This is a genomic window from Cytobacillus sp. IB215665, from assembly GCF_033963835.1.
In the GTDB taxonomy this organism is placed as follows: Bacteria; Bacillota; Bacilli; order Bacillales; family SM2101; genus Nanhaiella.
Genome location: NZ_JAXBME010000019.1, coordinates 1 through 16,861 on the forward strand (window position 1 = coordinate 1; position 16,861 = coordinate 16,861).

The 16,861-nt window shown below is 33.3% G+C and carries 20 protein-coding genes; 1 reads left to right on the forward strand and 19 read right to left on the reverse strand.

Translation table 11 applies throughout. The features are described 5' to 3' along the window. Positions 1-288: 288 nt before the first annotated feature. The gene (locus SLH52_RS18810) at positions 289-1,164 is read right to left on the reverse strand and encodes a nucleotidyltransferase-like protein (protein WP_320210798.1); all 876 of its coding nucleotides are present in this window, start codon (positions 1,162-1,164) and stop codon (positions 289-291) included. A gap of 191 nt (positions 1,165-1,355) precedes the next feature. Between SLH52_RS18810 and SLH52_RS18815 the strand changes: the two genes are divergently transcribed. After that, positions 1,356-1,721 carry a YgzB family protein gene (locus SLH52_RS18815; RefSeq protein WP_320210799.1) on the forward strand — a complete coding sequence of 122 codons (366 nt, stop codon included), beginning with the start codon at positions 1,356-1,358 and terminating at the stop codon, positions 1,719-1,721. Between the two features lie 45 nt (positions 1,722-1,766). On the opposite strand, the gene perR is transcribed toward SLH52_RS18815, so the two are convergent. The 18 genes from perR to SLH52_RS18905 all read right to left on the reverse strand — a co-directional run bounded on the left by perR (position 1,767) and on the right by SLH52_RS18905 (position 16,861). Next, the gene (perR, locus tag SLH52_RS18820; RefSeq protein ID WP_250886470.1) at positions 1,767-2,213 is read right to left on the reverse strand and encodes a peroxide-responsive transcriptional repressor PerR; all 447 of its coding nucleotides are present in this window, start codon (positions 2,211-2,213) and stop codon (positions 1,767-1,769) included. 679 nt (positions 2,214-2,892) lie between these two features. After that, positions 2,893-3,525: a response regulator transcription factor gene (locus SLH52_RS18825; protein ID WP_320210800.1), complete on the reverse strand. Its 633-nt coding sequence runs from the start codon at positions 3,523-3,525 to the stop codon at positions 2,893-2,895. Beyond that, complete coding sequence (locus SLH52_RS18830; RefSeq protein ID WP_320210801.1) at positions 3,518-4,564, reverse strand: sensor histidine kinase; 1,047 nt, start codon at positions 4,562-4,564, stop codon at positions 3,518-3,520. The genes SLH52_RS18825 and SLH52_RS18830 overlap by 8 nt, the downstream gene beginning before the upstream one ends. Then, on the reverse strand, positions 4,561-5,295 hold the full coding sequence (liaF, locus tag SLH52_RS18835) for a cell wall-active antibiotics response protein LiaF (RefSeq protein ID WP_320210802.1): 735 nt from the start codon (positions 5,293-5,295) through the stop codon (positions 4,561-4,563). Before liaF ends, SLH52_RS18830 begins: the two co-directional genes overlap by 4 nt. A 154-nt stretch (positions 5,296-5,449) precedes the next feature. Next, positions 5,450-6,085, reverse strand: coding sequence for a PspA/IM30 family protein (locus SLH52_RS18840; RefSeq protein ID WP_320210803.1), 636 nt, complete (start codon positions 6,083-6,085; stop codon positions 5,450-5,452). Positions 6,086-6,101: 16 nt separating this feature from the next. Beyond that, complete coding sequence (locus SLH52_RS18845; protein ID WP_320210804.1) at positions 6,102-6,449, reverse strand: flagellar basal body rod protein; 348 nt, start codon at positions 6,447-6,449, stop codon at positions 6,102-6,104. 171 nt (positions 6,450-6,620) lie between these two features. After that, positions 6,621-7,418: a patatin-like phospholipase family protein gene (locus tag SLH52_RS18850; protein ID WP_320210805.1), complete on the reverse strand. Its 798-nt coding sequence runs from the start codon at positions 7,416-7,418 to the stop codon at positions 6,621-6,623. A gap of 55 nt (positions 7,419-7,473) precedes the next feature. Continuing rightward, a complete protein-coding gene (locus SLH52_RS18855) occupies positions 7,474-8,163 on the reverse strand; it encodes a DedA family protein (RefSeq protein WP_320210806.1) in 690 nt (229 codons plus the stop codon). A 17-nt stretch (positions 8,164-8,180) separates the two neighbouring features. Then, a complete protein-coding gene (locus tag SLH52_RS18860) occupies positions 8,181-9,305 on the reverse strand; it encodes an MGDG synthase family glycosyltransferase (protein WP_320210807.1) in 1,125 nt (374 codons plus the stop codon). A gap of 438 nt (positions 9,306-9,743) precedes the next feature. After that, the gene (locus tag SLH52_RS18865; RefSeq protein ID WP_214480468.1) at positions 9,744-10,445 is read right to left on the reverse strand and encodes an ABC transporter ATP-binding protein; all 702 of its coding nucleotides are present in this window, start codon (positions 10,443-10,445) and stop codon (positions 9,744-9,746) included. After that, complete coding sequence (locus tag SLH52_RS18870; protein ID WP_214480469.1) at positions 10,442-10,813, reverse strand: GntR family transcriptional regulator; 372 nt, start codon at positions 10,811-10,813, stop codon at positions 10,442-10,444. Before SLH52_RS18870 ends, SLH52_RS18865 begins: the two co-directional genes overlap by 4 nt. Before the next feature lie 4 nt (positions 10,814-10,817). Beyond that, entirely contained in the window at positions 10,818-11,612 is a 795-nt protein-coding gene (locus SLH52_RS18875) for a hypothetical protein (protein WP_320210808.1), read from the reverse strand. Positions 11,613-11,924: 312 nt separating this feature from the next. Further along, positions 11,925-12,395, reverse strand: coding sequence for a thioredoxin-dependent thiol peroxidase (gene bcp, locus SLH52_RS18880; RefSeq protein WP_214480471.1), 471 nt, complete (start codon positions 12,393-12,395; stop codon positions 11,925-11,927). Positions 12,396-12,869: 474 nt separating this feature from the next. Then, on the reverse strand, positions 12,870-13,496 hold the full coding sequence (locus tag SLH52_RS18885; protein WP_320210871.1) for an FMN-dependent NADH-azoreductase: 627 nt from the start codon (positions 13,494-13,496) through the stop codon (positions 12,870-12,872). Between the two features lie 173 nt (positions 13,497-13,669). Continuing rightward, positions 13,670-14,377, reverse strand: coding sequence for a pirin family protein (locus SLH52_RS18890; protein ID WP_320210809.1), 708 nt, complete (start codon positions 14,375-14,377; stop codon positions 13,670-13,672). A 260-nt stretch (positions 14,378-14,637) separates the two neighbouring features. Continuing rightward, positions 14,638-15,081 (reverse strand): MarR family transcriptional regulator, encoded by a 444-nt coding sequence (locus tag SLH52_RS18895; protein ID WP_320210810.1) that lies wholly within the window; start codon positions 15,079-15,081, stop codon positions 14,638-14,640. 144 nt (positions 15,082-15,225) lie between these two features. Further along, positions 15,226-15,636, reverse strand: a complete 411-nt coding sequence (locus SLH52_RS18900; protein WP_320210811.1) for an ion channel — start codon at positions 15,634-15,636, stop codon at positions 15,226-15,228. Between the two features lie 439 nt (positions 15,637-16,075). Then, positions 16,076-16,861 (reverse strand): ABC transporter permease, encoded by a 786-nt coding sequence (locus SLH52_RS18905; protein ID WP_214480474.1) that lies wholly within the window; start codon positions 16,859-16,861, stop codon positions 16,076-16,078.

Genomic DNA, 16,861 nt, shown 5'->3' on the forward strand with positions numbered 1-16,861 from the left:
GCCGCCAGCGTTCGTCCTGAGCCAGGATCAAACTCTCCAATAAAGTTTGATTGCTCATTTGTTCAAAAAAATTAACGTTGACGCTTTTGTTTTGTTTAGTTTTCAAAGAACATTTTTTCAAGTTATCGCTCATAAGCGACTTTTTTAATATAACATTTTCAAATTGTTATGTCAATAACTTTTTTTAGTTTGTTTTTATGTTTTGCTGCTTTAAAACATTGTTCCGCAGCGACGAATATAAATATATCACGGGGATAATTATACGTCAATATGCTTTTTTATATTTTTTTAATTACTTTCTACAGAATAACATCTGTGATAAATATGTTGACCTTTTGTTTCCACCTTATGCACATGAATATATCCACGCTCTATTAAGAATTCTATCATAATAGAAAGGTCTATTGAATAATGAGTAAGCTGTGAATGATTCATTATATCTTCATAAGTCCATGGTTCATCTTTGCTTGATAAAACCTCAAGTAAATGTTCAGAGCCTAGCTCAATTTTTGAACTAATAAGAAAATCACTAGCTAAAAATAATAACTCTAAATTTTTTTCTAATGTTTCTTCACCTTCAATTAATTTCTCATATAACTTATAAATCTCAGGTTCAATTTGTTTCACTTGTCCCCAAACAAGAACCTCAGGATGAAATCCATTTTCAACAACCGCTAAACGGGCAAGATGATGCAGTGCATGAACAACATAATTAAACGCATCTAGATATTGCTTAGAGTCATAAAATTTTTTACCTTCTAAATATCTTCTAATTAGTTTAGCAAATTCTACGCCCATTTTTAGTTTACGGTAGTCTCTAGGAAACATCTCTAACTCATTTCTAAGGTTGTGAATGTATTCATTTCTATCAAATAAAACCCGTCCATTCATTAACCATTCAATAACTTTTCTATTAGAGCCTAGCAATACCCATTCATTTAATTGGTTTTCATCTACAATATGTAAGGCAGCTTTGTTCTCGTTGAATTCATAATGTTTAATTTGAACCGATTGTTCTGAATCTTTAATAATGACTAATAACACAGCATCAAATGTATCGGTGATAGAACTAACAGCTTCTCCCTTTTTTTCTACGATAATTACACCTATTGTATTTTTATGACTCGCTCTTTCCTGATAAATGGGACGAAGTATATCTTCCATTTTAAGTTCCTCCCTTTTTTGATAATTATTTATTCGATACTAATTTTAAATAACCTTTAATTTTTGAAGTTATTAATATAGAAACTATTGATATCAATAAATATACTCTCTTATGTCTATACAATGCAATTGTTAAGCGTGTACATTTCTATTTTAGTTATGCTATATTATTAAATTAGGAGGTTGACGGCATGGCTAAAAAATATTCAAATAAAATAAACAAAATACGCACATTTGCTCTTAGTTTGATTTTTATTGGGGTTCTTGTAATGTATGGTGGTATATTCTTTCGGTCATCAGTTGTTGCGATGACTGTCTTTATGATTTTAGGTCTTCTATGTATTGTAGCTAGTACGGTTGTTTACTTTTGGATTGGTATGTTATCTACAAAAACTGTTCAAGTAGTGTGTCCATCATGCCAAAAGACAACAAAAATGTTAGGTAAAGTAGATATATGTATGTATTGCAACGAACCGCTAACTCTTGATCCATCACTTGAAGGAAAAGAATTTAATGAAAAATATAATAAGAAAGACAAAAAAACAATTACAAAATAACATCTTATAAGATAAAAGCTGATAGTCTTTTCGACCATCAGCTTTTTAGTGCTTTTTATTTTGTTGACAATCTTCACATACTCCGTAAACTTCCATACGGTGATGGCTTACTTTAAATCCTGTCACATGTTCCGCTAATGCTTCTACCTCATCCAATCCAGGATAATGGAAATCAACAATTTTACCACATTCCTCACATATCACATGGTAATGATCTGTTGTAACATAATCAAATCGGCTGGATGCATCTCCATATGTTAGCTCTTTAACTAAACCTACTTCACGGAACACCCTTAAGTTATTATATACTGTTGCTACACTCATATTAGGAAATTTACCTTCAAGCGCTTTATAAATATCGTCAGCAGTTGGGTGTGACACATTATGGATAAGATACTCAAGAACCGCATGACGTTGTGGGGTAATTCTAACCCCTGTTTGCTTTAACGCCTCAAGAGCTTCTTTCAATTGGTCATGATGGGACACCGTCATGCACCTCTCTCCTAAAAAAGATTCTTACTTTATAATATTTATAATTAGTCTACATTGTTATACTCAGTTTTGTCAATATATACACCTTTACTATATGAGATGAAATCTAATTTTACGCATTTTTCGAAAAAAATAATTCAAATTATTTAATTATTAACCACTTTTCAAGATTTATTCGGACTAGTTATTGTTTTACCTACTAATGCAAAACAATTATGCTACTAGCGTTTAGGCTATGACTAGCGGATAGAGCCTATTCTACATTGTTAATTTTACCAAGAAGTTAACGAAATGATCCTTCTTCACTTCAAATGAATAACAAGCCCCTAACTTCTTGATACACAAAGCTGCCTTCGCATTAATTGCTACTTTTCGTAATAAGAACGATACGAGAATATAAATAATGTTTGAAGCAACTTTCCTTCCCTAAAGGTTATAAAAAGCATATAATAAGCATCAGTTAATCGAATGTAAGTAAAAAAGCAACAAAGTTAACGAAAAGAGCCATACACAAAAAAATGCGGAACTATATCCCGCAAAATGAATTGTATTGAATACTGAGGAGGTATGCCCTACAATACTATCATACTCAACTAAGATGAATTCGTTTGGATGTTTGCCCCTATACAAAAAAAGATAGGCTTTAAGGTGAGATTTAACAGGGGTAATATGTATATGATTACTTAACTAACGAGTGCTTAAAAGCATAAATCACCGCTTGTGTTCGATCTTGCACTTCCAATTTACTTAAGATGTTACTAACATGTGCTTTCACCGTTTTTAATGCAATATATAACTCATCAGCAATTTCTTGATTTGTTTTCCCCTCTGTCATCAATAATAAAATTTCCATTTCTCTACTTGTTAGTTCTTCATGTAGAAGCTGCACATTTTTTTGTCGCATTTTCCGCATCATCTTCCCTGTTACTTCAGGTTCAAGGACTGACTGACCACGATACGTTTCTCGCACTGCATTAGCAATTTCATTAGCTTTTGAAGTTTTTAATAAATAGCTCGTTGCACCAGCTTCTAAAGCAGGATATACTTTTTCATCATCTAAAAAACTCGTAACAATAATAATTTTAGCTTCTGGCCATTGATCGATGATCATCTGAGTTGCTTCTATCCCATCCATCTCCTTCATTACTAAATCCATAAGTATGATATCTGGACGTAATGAAAGTGCAAGTTCAACGCCATCCCTCCCATTATCGGCTTCTCCGACCACCTCTATGTCTGATTGGGCAGATAAATATGATGACACACCTATACGAACCATTTCATGATCATCAACAAATAATACTTTAATCACCAGCTTCTCCCTCATTTCTTAATATCGGTATTTTCACTTCAAGACGGGTACCATTATTTTTCACACTTACTATATTCATCGTACCACCTATTTCGATCGCCCGTTCATACATGTTCTGTAATCCATAAGAACCTGCTTTCGTTTCCTCCACGTCAAAGCCCACTCCATCATCTACTACACGTAAAATAATTAGTTCATCTCTTTGAATCAATAACACTTCAAGTTTAGTAGCCTTCGCATGACGCAATGTATTTGATAGCGATTCTTGTAAAATTCTGAACAGGTGATCTTCCACTCCTTTTTCCATAGGTGTCTCTTCAATTTTCCATTGGATTGACATTGATACTTTTTGGGATAATTCCACTAATAGCATCTCAATCCCTTCTTGAAGAGACTTCCCTTTTAGAGCAGCTGGTCTCAAATGAAGTAACAGGGCACGCATTTCTAGCTGGGATTGATGAATCATTTGTTCAACCATTTTTAACTGTTTCGTTTCACGCTCATTTGAAAGGGGATTTGCTTCGTTAATCGCAGACATTAACATAGATGCTGCAAATAGCTGTTGGCTAACTGAATCATGTAATTCACGAGCTAAACGATTCCTCTCTTGAGAAATCATTTCTTGAATTCGTTGCTCTTGATCCTCCACTATTTCATTAGCTAGCTTTCGTGATAATTTAGTCTGTTCCGACATCTTTCTTTGGATGTTGTCCATTCGATCATGAATAGCTTGAATTTCACTGAGTGGAGCTTTTTCATCTACTTTTATTTTGTGACCAGTTTCCATTTGATGAAGCATACCACTTATTGATATAAGTTGCTTTCTCCAAGATAATCCAGAGATCGCGCCAAAAAGAAGCCCAACAATAATACTTGTTACAACAATAAATAGTACAAACGGTATCTCCATTATTTCTTTCTTCCACAAAACGCTCCATTCTGGTAATGGAAATACTAGAAATGTACCAATCAATGTCACTAGTAAGACAATCATTGACATACTTAAACCAATAATCAGCTGCCTTTGGATTGCATTCATACTCGCTTCACCTCAATATTCCCCACTATCATTGAGGTAACAATTTTTATTTTCTGGTCAACATTATCATATTGAGGGGTTTGTAAGCTAAACACTTGATTAAACATATTAGCATCATGTACTTCAAACACCGTTGATGAACCAATGAAAACTGAATGGCGAATACTAACTTCTAAATCATATGGTATAAGAACTTCAATATTACCTATAAAATTTCTAATAAAGATAATTGTTTCTCCCTTAGGAAGAACAGTATAACTTAAATCTATTACGGTGTTACCAATACCAGCTTGAATATTAACATCGTTCCATTCATATACATGAGATGGTGTTTGTTGTTGCCCAATTAAAATATTTTTCATAAGAGGTGAACGTGTAATTAATGTTTCCTCAGAAGCTATCATTTCAGGTTCTTTTATTGTTGGCTTAATAGTAGATGGTTCTTTTTTCGATTGTACGAAACTATTAATTAAGAAGATAATGATGACCAACAGCAAGAGTTTAAACGTCATCATCCCTGTTACACTTAATAATGTAAAAAGCAACCCAAACCAAAACAGAATTTTCCCACTAGCCTTCGGCATACGTTTGCGGCCAATATAAATTAAACTTATTGATACGATTAGAGAAAAGATAACCCCACTGTTAAAAAATGAAACCTCTAGCAGTAGCATAGCGATTATTATTACTACAATCCAGCTTAATTGTTCAGTAGTTATTTTATTAAACATGGGCTTACTCCTCTCTGTATAAGACCTCTTCTTTAATATTGTATGGCTACTCGATAGAGCTCACACTATAAGTCAATTTTTAGAGCCGAAAAGGCGCAGTTACCTACGCCTTCTAGCATACCATGTCTAGTCTAGAAATTTGAATGCGTTTCTTCTAATTTACTTCTTTTTTTGCTTCCTTTTCTAATTGAGCAATCCGTGCATCAATTGTGTTTCTAAAATATGAACTATTCATATCATGTTCTAATCGATCTAGATAATTATCTATCTCTTCAAATTTAGTGAAAGGACTGTTCGTTGCGTCATTCGAATTTATTACTTTGTTCATACGGTGATGTGCACGAGTAATATTCTCTCGACCCATAAGCTCCATTCGTCTAATGTGCATATCTTTTACCTTATGCTTCATTTCCTCATATTTTCGTTCAAGGACATCTACTTGTTGAGTAGCTTCTGTAAGTAAGTTATTTAAGCGGTATGCTCGCTCTTCATATTGAGCTTGCTCTTGTACTGCGAAATCATATAATTCTTTTTCATCTGCTTGAGAAGCGATTTCAGCTTGTCGTTTTCTTTTTTCTGCAAATTGTTTTGCATGCTTATATTCGCGAGTAAATTCATCTTTTAATGTATATTGACGTTCTAATAATTTGCGGGCTTTTTCTGTTTCTTGCTCACATTGTCGCAAATACTGATTTAAAACCGCCACAGGATTTTTATGTTCTTTTCTATCTAGAGCATCATGTAAATCTGCTTCAATACTACTTCTTATCCTTGAAATTATGTTAGCCATCTCTCGTCATCTCCTTTTAATTATATCTTTTCATTTCTGACCATTGTTTTTCGAAATTTACAAAGGGATCATCTGTTTCTTCAATCGTATCTTGACTAGCATTCCATTTTTTATACACAATATATAAAACATAAGCGGCTGCAAAACCAATAACAGCTGGAATGTGTGACCCAACGATCATAAGAATCACAATACCGATTAACGCCCATCCGAATTTAGCGAATGTAGATTTAGTTTTCATAAACTGTTTGAAAACTAAATAGAGGATGAGAAGATTAATTGCTAATCCAACCATTGGTCCAAGTGATGAAATTAACACCATTGCAGCTATTCCACCGATTATAAACAAACCAACATTTTTCATTATTATGTTCCTCCTTTCTTAAGTCCATCATATCTATATTTACACTTTTTCATAACGCGCCTGCGCTCTATTTTCTATTAAGACTCAAGTCCTAGTAACGATAAGACCCTAATGTCCATTCATAGTGATATGCGTTCTCATTCTATATAAAAAATCCATTTAAACCCAGTATTAAACAACCTTCTGCTTATAAATATTAGCAACATTCTCACGAGCATTCATATTTAAACTAGAAAAAGCTCCACACGCTTGTTGCCTTCCTAATTCAATAAATCTGTCCATAGATTTTCTCTCAGAGCGAGCGACCCCTTGAAGGTCAATATTAATGATTAAATCTGCATACTTCTCTACGAGCTGGCTTGTATGATATTTACTTGCAACTCCTATATATCTTGAAAGCTGATGAAAAATATGTTTTGGGTTACTGTCTTTTGATCCTTTAATGCTCACCGCTGTAATATGTTGGGCCCCCATATCTTTCACCACATCTACTGGATTATTATTTAAGATATAACCATCAACGAGCAGTTGATTTCCATGTTTTACAGGTGCAAATATACCAGGAATAGCGATACTTGCATGAATCGCCTTAGCAACTTCACCTGACTTGATAATAACCAGTTGTCCAGAAATAAGGTCTAAGCTTATAATTGCTAATGGTATGTCAAGATCTGAAAAATGCTTACCATTTGTAAGCTGAACTAACTTTTCATAAATACGTTTTCCTTTTACCCATCCTTTTCTGCCCACTTGTATATCTAACATTTTCCTTATTGATAAATCTTCTAGCTCATGTTCCATTTGTTCTGGTCTCATCCCGCATGCATATAAACCCGCAATTAATGCACCTGCGCTCGTACCAGCAATATGTGTAATATCTATGTTTTGATATTGTAGTTCATTTAGAACTCCAATATGTGCTGCTCCCCTTAAAGAGCCTCCACTCAGTGATAAACCAGTTTCCATCATTAATTACTTCCTCCTGTTTCTATAATTTTTCATATTAGAGATGGATAGGAGCGAATTATTTCATTACCTCTTTTTTTCTCTCCTCACGGACCCCACGAACTAACGTATCGAACACCGGAGCTAAGTTCTGTTGCTTTTCACTGTCTATCATATCCATTTTTTGAACTTGCTCCTTCACTTCATTAGTATTGTTTGTTACCTTCCACCATATATATAAACCATAAATAAACAGCACTACGATCAAGAATGAATAAATATAAACCTGGTATTCTTTGAAAAAATCTCTTATTGCTATTTCGTTCCCAATCTTGCCTATTAATAACACCGAAAATGACCATGGTAAAATACCTAAAAATGTATGAATAGTATAAACGCTAGCCTTCACTTCGCCCATTCCTGCTATATATGAAATATAATTCCCCATACCAAATGGTCTAGATAAAGAAATACTCCAAGTCCCGTACTTTTGAAACCAACACCTGGCTTTGTTAATCCCCTTTTGAAGTTTTTTAGGAAATATAGAACTCATTTTTAAACCAATTAAATAAGGAATGAAGCTTGCCAATGTATATATCATTGCCATGCCAATTGAAATAACAACCAAATTAACATAGCTAGGGTTTAATAAAAATCCATACGATAATACAACTATTACCCCAGGGAAAGGTAATGAAGATCCTTCTAAAAACATTGAGATGAATAAACCAACAACTCCTAAATTTTGGACAATTTCAACAAAACTCAACTTAAAATGCCTTTCTTTTAGCCAACGTAACCAACCTCTATGCGGTTGGTCGTTTTCATAATTTGCAATAGTTGTTCATACGGGTTATGAAAACTTTGAACATGTTCTTCTATTCTACGTTGATGTTCTTCCCAGTTTTCTTTATTATTTAATTTGTCCATAAGTTGTTGATTTAGTGGGGTATTAGTATTTAGTTTGTACACGAGTGCTTTCTCTTGTAGGTATGCCAAATTAAAATCTTCTTGACCTGGTAAGGCAGATTCTATAAAGATAGGTAACCTTTTTTGCAAAGCTTCACTGACAGTTACTCCGCCAGGTTTCGAAACAATTGCATCAACATCTTCGTATAAGTCATTCATTTTTTCTCTAGAAGAGATATATGGATATGGAGTAATATAGGGGTTCTTGCTATTTTTGAGATCTTGAAACAGTTTTTCATTTTTACCACATAATACAGAAAATTGAGTTGTTTCTCCTATATCAACTTTACTCAAGAAGTCTGTTATATTTCCTAAACCACTACTACCACCTGATATGAGAATATGATATCTCTCCTTTTGCTTAAACTGCCTGTTCATGCCATTGAATACTTCACTAATTGGTATACCAGTCAATATAATTTTATCTGGTGATATTCCATTTTCATCTATTAAATATGTTTTCATTTGTTCGCTTGAAACAAAGTGAAAATCAACACCTTCTCTTCCCCATACATTATTAATAAAAAAGTCAGTATAAACATTGACTAAAGGTATGTCGATTTTATTTTTTACTTTTAAACGACTAACTAAAAATGATGGAAAGCCATGTGTAGCTACTATTAAATCAGGTTTCTCTTCCTGCAGGAGTTTTTCCATATTCTTTAAAAAGAGTAACTCATACCATTGTAAGGAGTAGTTTTTAGATGTTGAGTATCCAAAGTTTTTATAAACCCATTCATAAGAGTGCGGAGCTAGTTTAATCCATTTCAGGTAAAACGAAGTAATAAACTTTTCTAAAGGAGGATTTGAATGACTAAGCAAATCTACCTTCTTCGTTTTTACATACTGGTTATGATAATTAATTGAATGAATGAAAGCCTCTGAAACTTGATGATGCCCCGATGGCATTCTTAACAATGGTAAAAATAAAACTTTTTTCATATTTATTTCTCCCTTCTCTTCCACGTATATTGAATTCACTAAGATATTCATCTATTTAAGTTCCATGGTGTAATTGGACTTCTATACAGCACCTATACAAGTTTGATTGACCGTGTAGAAAAGCCTCTCTTCCCAATTCCAATATTCACGTTAACTTAAACAAGCTCACCCTGGATTTAAGACTCACAACTTTACGTAATTCAATCTTAGCTAATACAAGGTTTTTACATAACGTGCCAGAGTATTATACTTCTCTAAGACTTAAGGCTTATAGCTAATTAAGACTAACAATCAAGCTGTTACATTCAGTTTTGAATATACTTAAAATTCAGAAAAATAAACCTGCGCAAATCTTACGCATGAAAAAAAATAACCTCCCCATCCTTTCGTCATATATCTAGGTGAAGGGAGGTACATTTATTTTCTTTTTCAAAATCCTCAACTACTTTTAGGTTCATGTAAACTTTTCAAATAATCTACTATACCAATATTTTTTTCCTCATGTAAATGCTCAACATCAGTAATATTAACTACATTACCATCTCTAATTACAACAACCGTATCCAGTAAAGGTTCAACTTCATCCACTTCATGAGTTGTTATAATAACAGTTTGTTTTTCCAAATTGATAAACGATATGAGCCCTTTGACAACTGACTCTCTTACCATAGGATCTAGCCCTGAAAAAGGTTCATCCATTAATATATAAGGTACATCCCTAGCTAGAGATAACACGATTTTTAATCGACCTCGGTTCCCTTTAGATAAATGCTTAACCTTTTGATTTGGATCTAACTTCATAAACTTCATAATCTCAAAAGCTTTGGATAACTGAAAATCTTCAAACTGAGTTGCAAAAAATTCTATTGTCTGCTTGACGGTGTAAAATGGATAATAATCGTCTAACTCAGATAAATAGGTTACAACATGACAAATTCGTCTGTCAGCTTGCATATTACCTACTTTCACAAAGCCTTGCGAAGGTTGTATTAATCCAGCCATCAACTTCAAAAGGGTGGATTTCCCACTGCCGTTCTCGCCGATAATTCCTATAATCTTACCTTCAGGAAATGATAAACTTACATTATGCAAAGCTGTTTTACCGATATATTTTTTCGTAACATTTTGTAATTCAATCATTTCATATTCTCCTTTACCATAAAGGATTGGATGTCTCTTATAATTTCATCTTGCTTAAATCCCATTGCAGTCATTTCTTGAATGAATTTCATAATGTGATTTGATTTAAGCTGTTCTCTTAACATTTCCAGCCTTTCTTCACTTTCTGATACAAAAGTCCCTTGCCCTCTTCTCGTTTCCACAATACCCACCCTTTCCATTTCGCTATAAGTTCGTTGAACCGTATTCGGATTTACCCCTGATTCAACTGCCATTTCACGAACTGATTTTAATTTATCACCCGGTTTTAACTCTCCCCTAACAATCTTATGACTAATCCGGTCTACTAATTGCATATAAATCGGTCTATTTGCTTGAAAGTCTTCCATTACTTTATACCTCCAACTTCTTGTCAATAAGCCATGATGATATGAAAAACAAACATGCGGTGAATATTAAGAAAAACAAGAGTGAACCTGCATAGATTGCTCCACTAACAAAAATACTAGGATAATATATCTCATAAGCACCCCACTCTAACATTACCTCGATGATTGATAAATTCATCAAAGAGTTAAAGAAATAAAGTGATACGATAATGATAAGGAAAAGTATTAATTTGGATCCTTTACCTATTCTAGTTTTAATGAAACGGTATATTACCCAAAAAAAGAGAACGGTGATTGAAAGTACTGTTGAGATACTAATAATATAGAACATCTCTAGCGAGGCAAAATTAAATATTTCAGCCAAAATTGGTGATTGTAATTCTCCGTATAGCGGAATGAAGTTAATTAATATAAAAATGATGATTGTTGCTTGTGAAATGATTAATGCACAAAAGCCATTTAAGAATTTACTAGCTATTAACTGAAACGATGGTTGAGGATTATGCAGCCATAAATGCATTTTTTTTGCTTCTTTATTCAAGCTAGAAAACATATATACACTTAAAAATAAGACATGCAATACACTAATAGTTAACAACGGAATAAATTTAATTAAATGATCATCTATCACCTCTAACCCATTAAGTCCAATATCAAAGTTAGACCATGATAATTTTGAATAAAGGTACCACCCTAAAACAAAGGCTGCTGTATTTAAAATTAAAACAGCGACTAAATGACTTCTCATTAGTAAAAAATCTTTTTTCAATAACCCACTAAAGGAACTTGTTCCTACCATTTCGCTACCTCCTAATAATTTTATTCAATAATTGTTTTAGTGTTCTAGTTACATAGTACACCGTAACAATATAATTGTCAATATATGGACAAGTCTAAAATGGCATAAAAAAAGTGTAGAGAAATTATGTATCTTCTCTACACTCTTAAAGTAAGTCTTTTTTGCATTAATTGTTGTTTTTCGTACTAAACACAACTCGTACCATCTCTCTCCCATAAAACGATAACAACCGAATATGACCGCTCCTAGTCGTTTGGTATTATTAGCAACAAATGAAGAGAGCCTTATGAAAAACCGATTGATTTACCTTTGTTATTGTAAGTTATCCTTTATAAATTGTAGAGCTGATTCTACATGGTCTTTCACTCTAACTTTTCGCCATTCTTTTACCACATTTCCTTCTTTATCAATGACAAAAGTTGATCTTTCAATTCCCATATACTCTTTACCAAAGTTTTTCTTCAACTTCCAAACATCGTATTCTTCAGCAACTTTATGGTCTTCATCAACGAGTAATAAGAAAGGTAATCCATGCTTTTCAATGAATTTCTTATGCCTTTCGATTGGATCCGGGCTAATCCCTAGAATTACTGTATCTAATTCAGTAAACTGTTCATGTCTATCCCTGAAATCACACGCTTCGGTTGTACACCCAGGTGTCATGTCCTTTGGATAAAAATATACTACAACATTTTTTCCTAAATAATTTGATAGTTTTACTTCTTCACCAGTATTTGATAATAGTTGAAAATCAGGTGCTTTTTGATTAAGTTCTAAGCTCATAGTATGCCTCCATATATTAGCGACTGACATAGCTCGCCTTTTTTGAACACTTCTATGTAAAGTTTAACGCTAATAGGACAATAAAAACAAATGAATTGTTTTCAAACTCAAATACATATCTGTTCTATATGTAAATACTATTAATACTGAGTAATGAAAGCTATTATGCTTTTATGTAATGGCTGTTTTCGCATTGATTGTTGCTTGTCGTACTATGAACAGAATACGTATAAACCAAGTATTCGCTGCATCTTTTCATATTTAAATTGAAGTCAATTGCATAAAATTATTAATTGTTTGTCTAAATTAGTTTCAATGTCAACAAAGTTTACGAAAAGGGCTCGTAATTGACAGCATTTTAGTGAGGGATTTGGAAGTTGGATACATTTTAATTTATTAATACGATTACAACACCTTGGTAAAGCAACAATAAAAAAACCACGTCGCTAATGTGACGTGGTTTTTTTGTCATTATTAAAATGTTTTTGCTACTTCTTTTGCTTTGTTAGCCGCATTTTGGAAAATGTTCTCGGCATTTGAAGGGTCAAAGTTAACACCTTCAACTACAACTGTTTGGAAATTTTGAATGCCTATGAAGCCCATAACAGTTTGTAAATGGCTTACAGTATGTTGCGCACTTGCTGCTGGACCTTCTGAATAAATTCCCCCGCGTGCTTCTAATAAAACAACTGGCTTATCTTCTAATAACCCCACTGGACCATTTTCAGTATATTTGAATGTCTTTCCAGCAATTGAAATTGTATCAATATAAGCTTTTACCATCGGCGGAAAACCAAAATTCCACATTGGTGCAGCAAAGATCACTTTATCAGCTGCTATAAATTGATCAGTTAACTCATTCATTCTACCTACTTTTTCTTGTTCAGTTGCAGTAAGCTCTTCTTGTGCTGCGAATTTCCCCCATGCAGATAACACATCACCATCAATAAAAGGGATATTTTCATTATATAGATCTAGCTCAATAATCTCGTCATTTGGATTTTCAGTTTTATACGCATCAATAAAAGCACTTGCTAAGCGTAATGAATATGAATCTTTCTCTTGTTTTGGATTTCCTTTTACAAATAATACTTTTGTCATTTTTTCTACACTCCCATTATTAGTTTTAAATTTATTTATAATATTATTAATAAATCCCATTGTTTATCCTCCTCATTAACATGTAGAAGTCAATAACCTAATTGGTTAATCACTTCCAATAAGGCATCACCTCCAATATTGTGACAACCTATGATTTCCTAAAGTGTGCTAAGTTATGCAGGCAAATCAATTAGCATAAACCGTGACTGACCAACCCCATCTATTTTTAGAGACGTTACGTCTACAATACGCGCTGAATCTCTCTTATTTAATGTTGTATTTCCATTAAGAAGTAACTCTCCCTCAATGACGAAAATGAGCGTTTTTCTATCTTTATCTTGTGTAAACGCTATAGCGTTATCTGACTCTAAATCAGCTAAATAGATCGTTAGGTCTTGATTAATATGTGCTACTTTACTATTGTTAGGATGATTAGCGACAACAGGTAGTAAATGGTTCTTCATCGCTCCTATATCAAAAGCTGTCTTTTCATATGAAGGAGTTACACCTTGTTCTTTCGGGAAAAACCAAAGCTGCAAAAAGTTAACATCTTCTTCACTTGATGGATTGACCTCCGAGTGAAATATTCCAGTCCCTGCTGACATTCGTTGAATTTCACCGAAAGTCGTCGTTGCCTTATTACCTTGACTATCTTCATGTTGTAATTGCCCTGATAAGACGATTGAGACTATTTCCATTTCCTTATGTGGATGTTTCCCAAAGCCTCGTAAAGGAGCTACAACATCATCGTTAAGTACACGTAATGGACCAAAGGATTCATTTTCTGGGTCATGATATTCCGCAAAGGAAAAACTTAAATGCGTTTTCAGCCATCCATGATTCATCTCATGTCTTGAATTAGCGGGAAATTTTTTAATCATATTCTCTCACCCCTTCATAATAGTGTGTAAAACTTATTTCAACTCAAACCAAAACCTCATACAAATATAATCTAAATATAGAATTCTTTAATTAGAGATATATTTACAAAAAATATTAATTACCATAAACATCTCAATTCTATATATTATTAAATCGAGGTATCATTCGACTATTATTAACACAATTGAATTGTCATGAATTAATATATCACGAATTCAAGATAAATGCAACCAAAAAAAATTTTGTCTCTAAATATTAACTATGACTGCGAAACATGAAACCCTACTTTTTTCCATAATCCAATCATTATTTGTTTTTCATCTTCTGAAAGCACAGAGAAAATCTCATCAATGACCTTTTTATGTTTCGGAAATATATCGTCCATTAACTCGACCCCAGCTTTGGTTATTGCCGCATAAGTTACACGACGGTCTTTCGGACAACCCTTTCGTTCAATAAGCCCTTTTTGCTCTAATTTGTCAACAACATACGTTATACTTCCACTAGCAATTAAGATATGCTCCCCTATTTTCTGCAATGGAAATTTTTCTTTATTATATAATAAATCCAGCACACCAAATTCAGTTGTGTTTAAGCCATAGCTTTTAACATCTTTACTGACAACATCTACAATAGAACGCTGTGCTTTTGACATTACAACAAAAAGCTTAAGTGCAGAATTAATTTCTTTATTTTCTTCCATTATATCAAACCTCTCAATATCCAATATCTTGAATTCATTATACATAACACATCTTTCTGTGTCAATTTATCACCCAGAAGCCTCCCTCTTCCACGCTTCGCTCCGTGGTGAGCTTAGGAAGGTAGATGAGAATATGATTTCTCATTAGCTCTCCTTCTTATCAACCTGGATAACTGTCTTCACGACAAAGGCTGCTGGTATTGTGTATCCTAATAATGCCTCTGCTATCGCAATCCATCTGCCGGCTCCAACTGGTGTTATGTCACCATAACCTACAGATAATAATGTTATTGCACTGAAATACATACTTGTTTGTAGCTTAGTAAGAAAATCCCCTATTATATGTTGACCATCTTCTTTTAATATTGAATAGCCATTTTCCTCAAGTATCGTATAGATTAACCCAAACCCGATTAAGACCGTTATATAAATAGTAACTAACGCAAACAAATTCTCAAAGGAAACTAATTGGTGGGCTTTTCGTTTTAAACTCCATATCGTTCTGACACTCATTATAATGCAAAAAAAAGTAAGCAAGACGATAAAACTCACCATTTCTATCCCTCCAATATTTCACCGAATAAACCTACTCTATATATACGAAAAAAAAACAAGCCTATTCTCTTTTGTACATAAATAAAGTCTTTTTTCGAAAACTTTGTTGCTATAGAGATTAATTTAGGACCGCAATAGATAAATTGACCTCATTTTAAATGAGAAAAGATGCAACGAACGCTTAGCTTATACGGTATTTATTTCTTACGAAAAATAACAATCAACGTGAAAACAGCCTTAATTAATCGAACAAAATAACCTTAGCCTAATAAAATTTAGACTAAGGTTTTACATAAAGTAGCGCCTCGGCGTATAAAATGAAATGATGCCCCGGTATCATAGTTGTTTTTCCAAGTATATTTCTTAGTACGAAAAACATCAATCAACGTGAAACAACCATCGTATTTATATAAAGGGCATAGAAATGAAATCCGTTATGTTAGTTGCCTGCCCCTCTATACTTTTTCACTCCTATGTTCCATATAACTACAGCTAAGACGAAAAACAAACTACCAATAATTGGAGTAATAAAAGAATATCCGTACCACTCTGTTCTCTTAAGAAAATACGCAGCTGGATAAACTCCAACAAATGCAAATGGCAATATCCATGTTAATATGTAACGGATTACTTTATTATAAATATCAACTGGATATCTTCCATAGTTTCCAATGTTATACATCATAGGCATAATTGACGTCCGAGCATCAGACCAAAAGCCTATACTAGCAATCATAATAAAAATTCCGGCATAGACAAGTGCGCCGCCGATTACAAATAAAATAAAAATCACTACATCATACCAGTGAAAAGCTAACTCCAATTGATAAGCTGCATAACTCATTATCGCAATTCCTGTCACGCCACCAAATAATGACTCAAGCTCCATCCTCTCAAGCACAATTTGAAATAAACTATGAATTGGTCTAGTTAAAATACGATCCATTTCACCTTTAACAATATACCTCTCATTAAAATCCCAAATATTAAAAAAAGATGTAAACAAGGCGAACGGTACAAGGAAGAAGCCGTAAATAAAGATGATTTCTTCCCTACTCCACCCATTTAGCAATTGGGTATGACCGAATACCACTAATATAAACACGAGATTTACACCTTGAAATAATAAGTCAGATAAAATTTCAACGACTAAGTTTGCTCTATATTGTAATCTCGTTTTTAAATATTGACTAACGTATTGAAAAAAAGTCGATATGTAAAACAC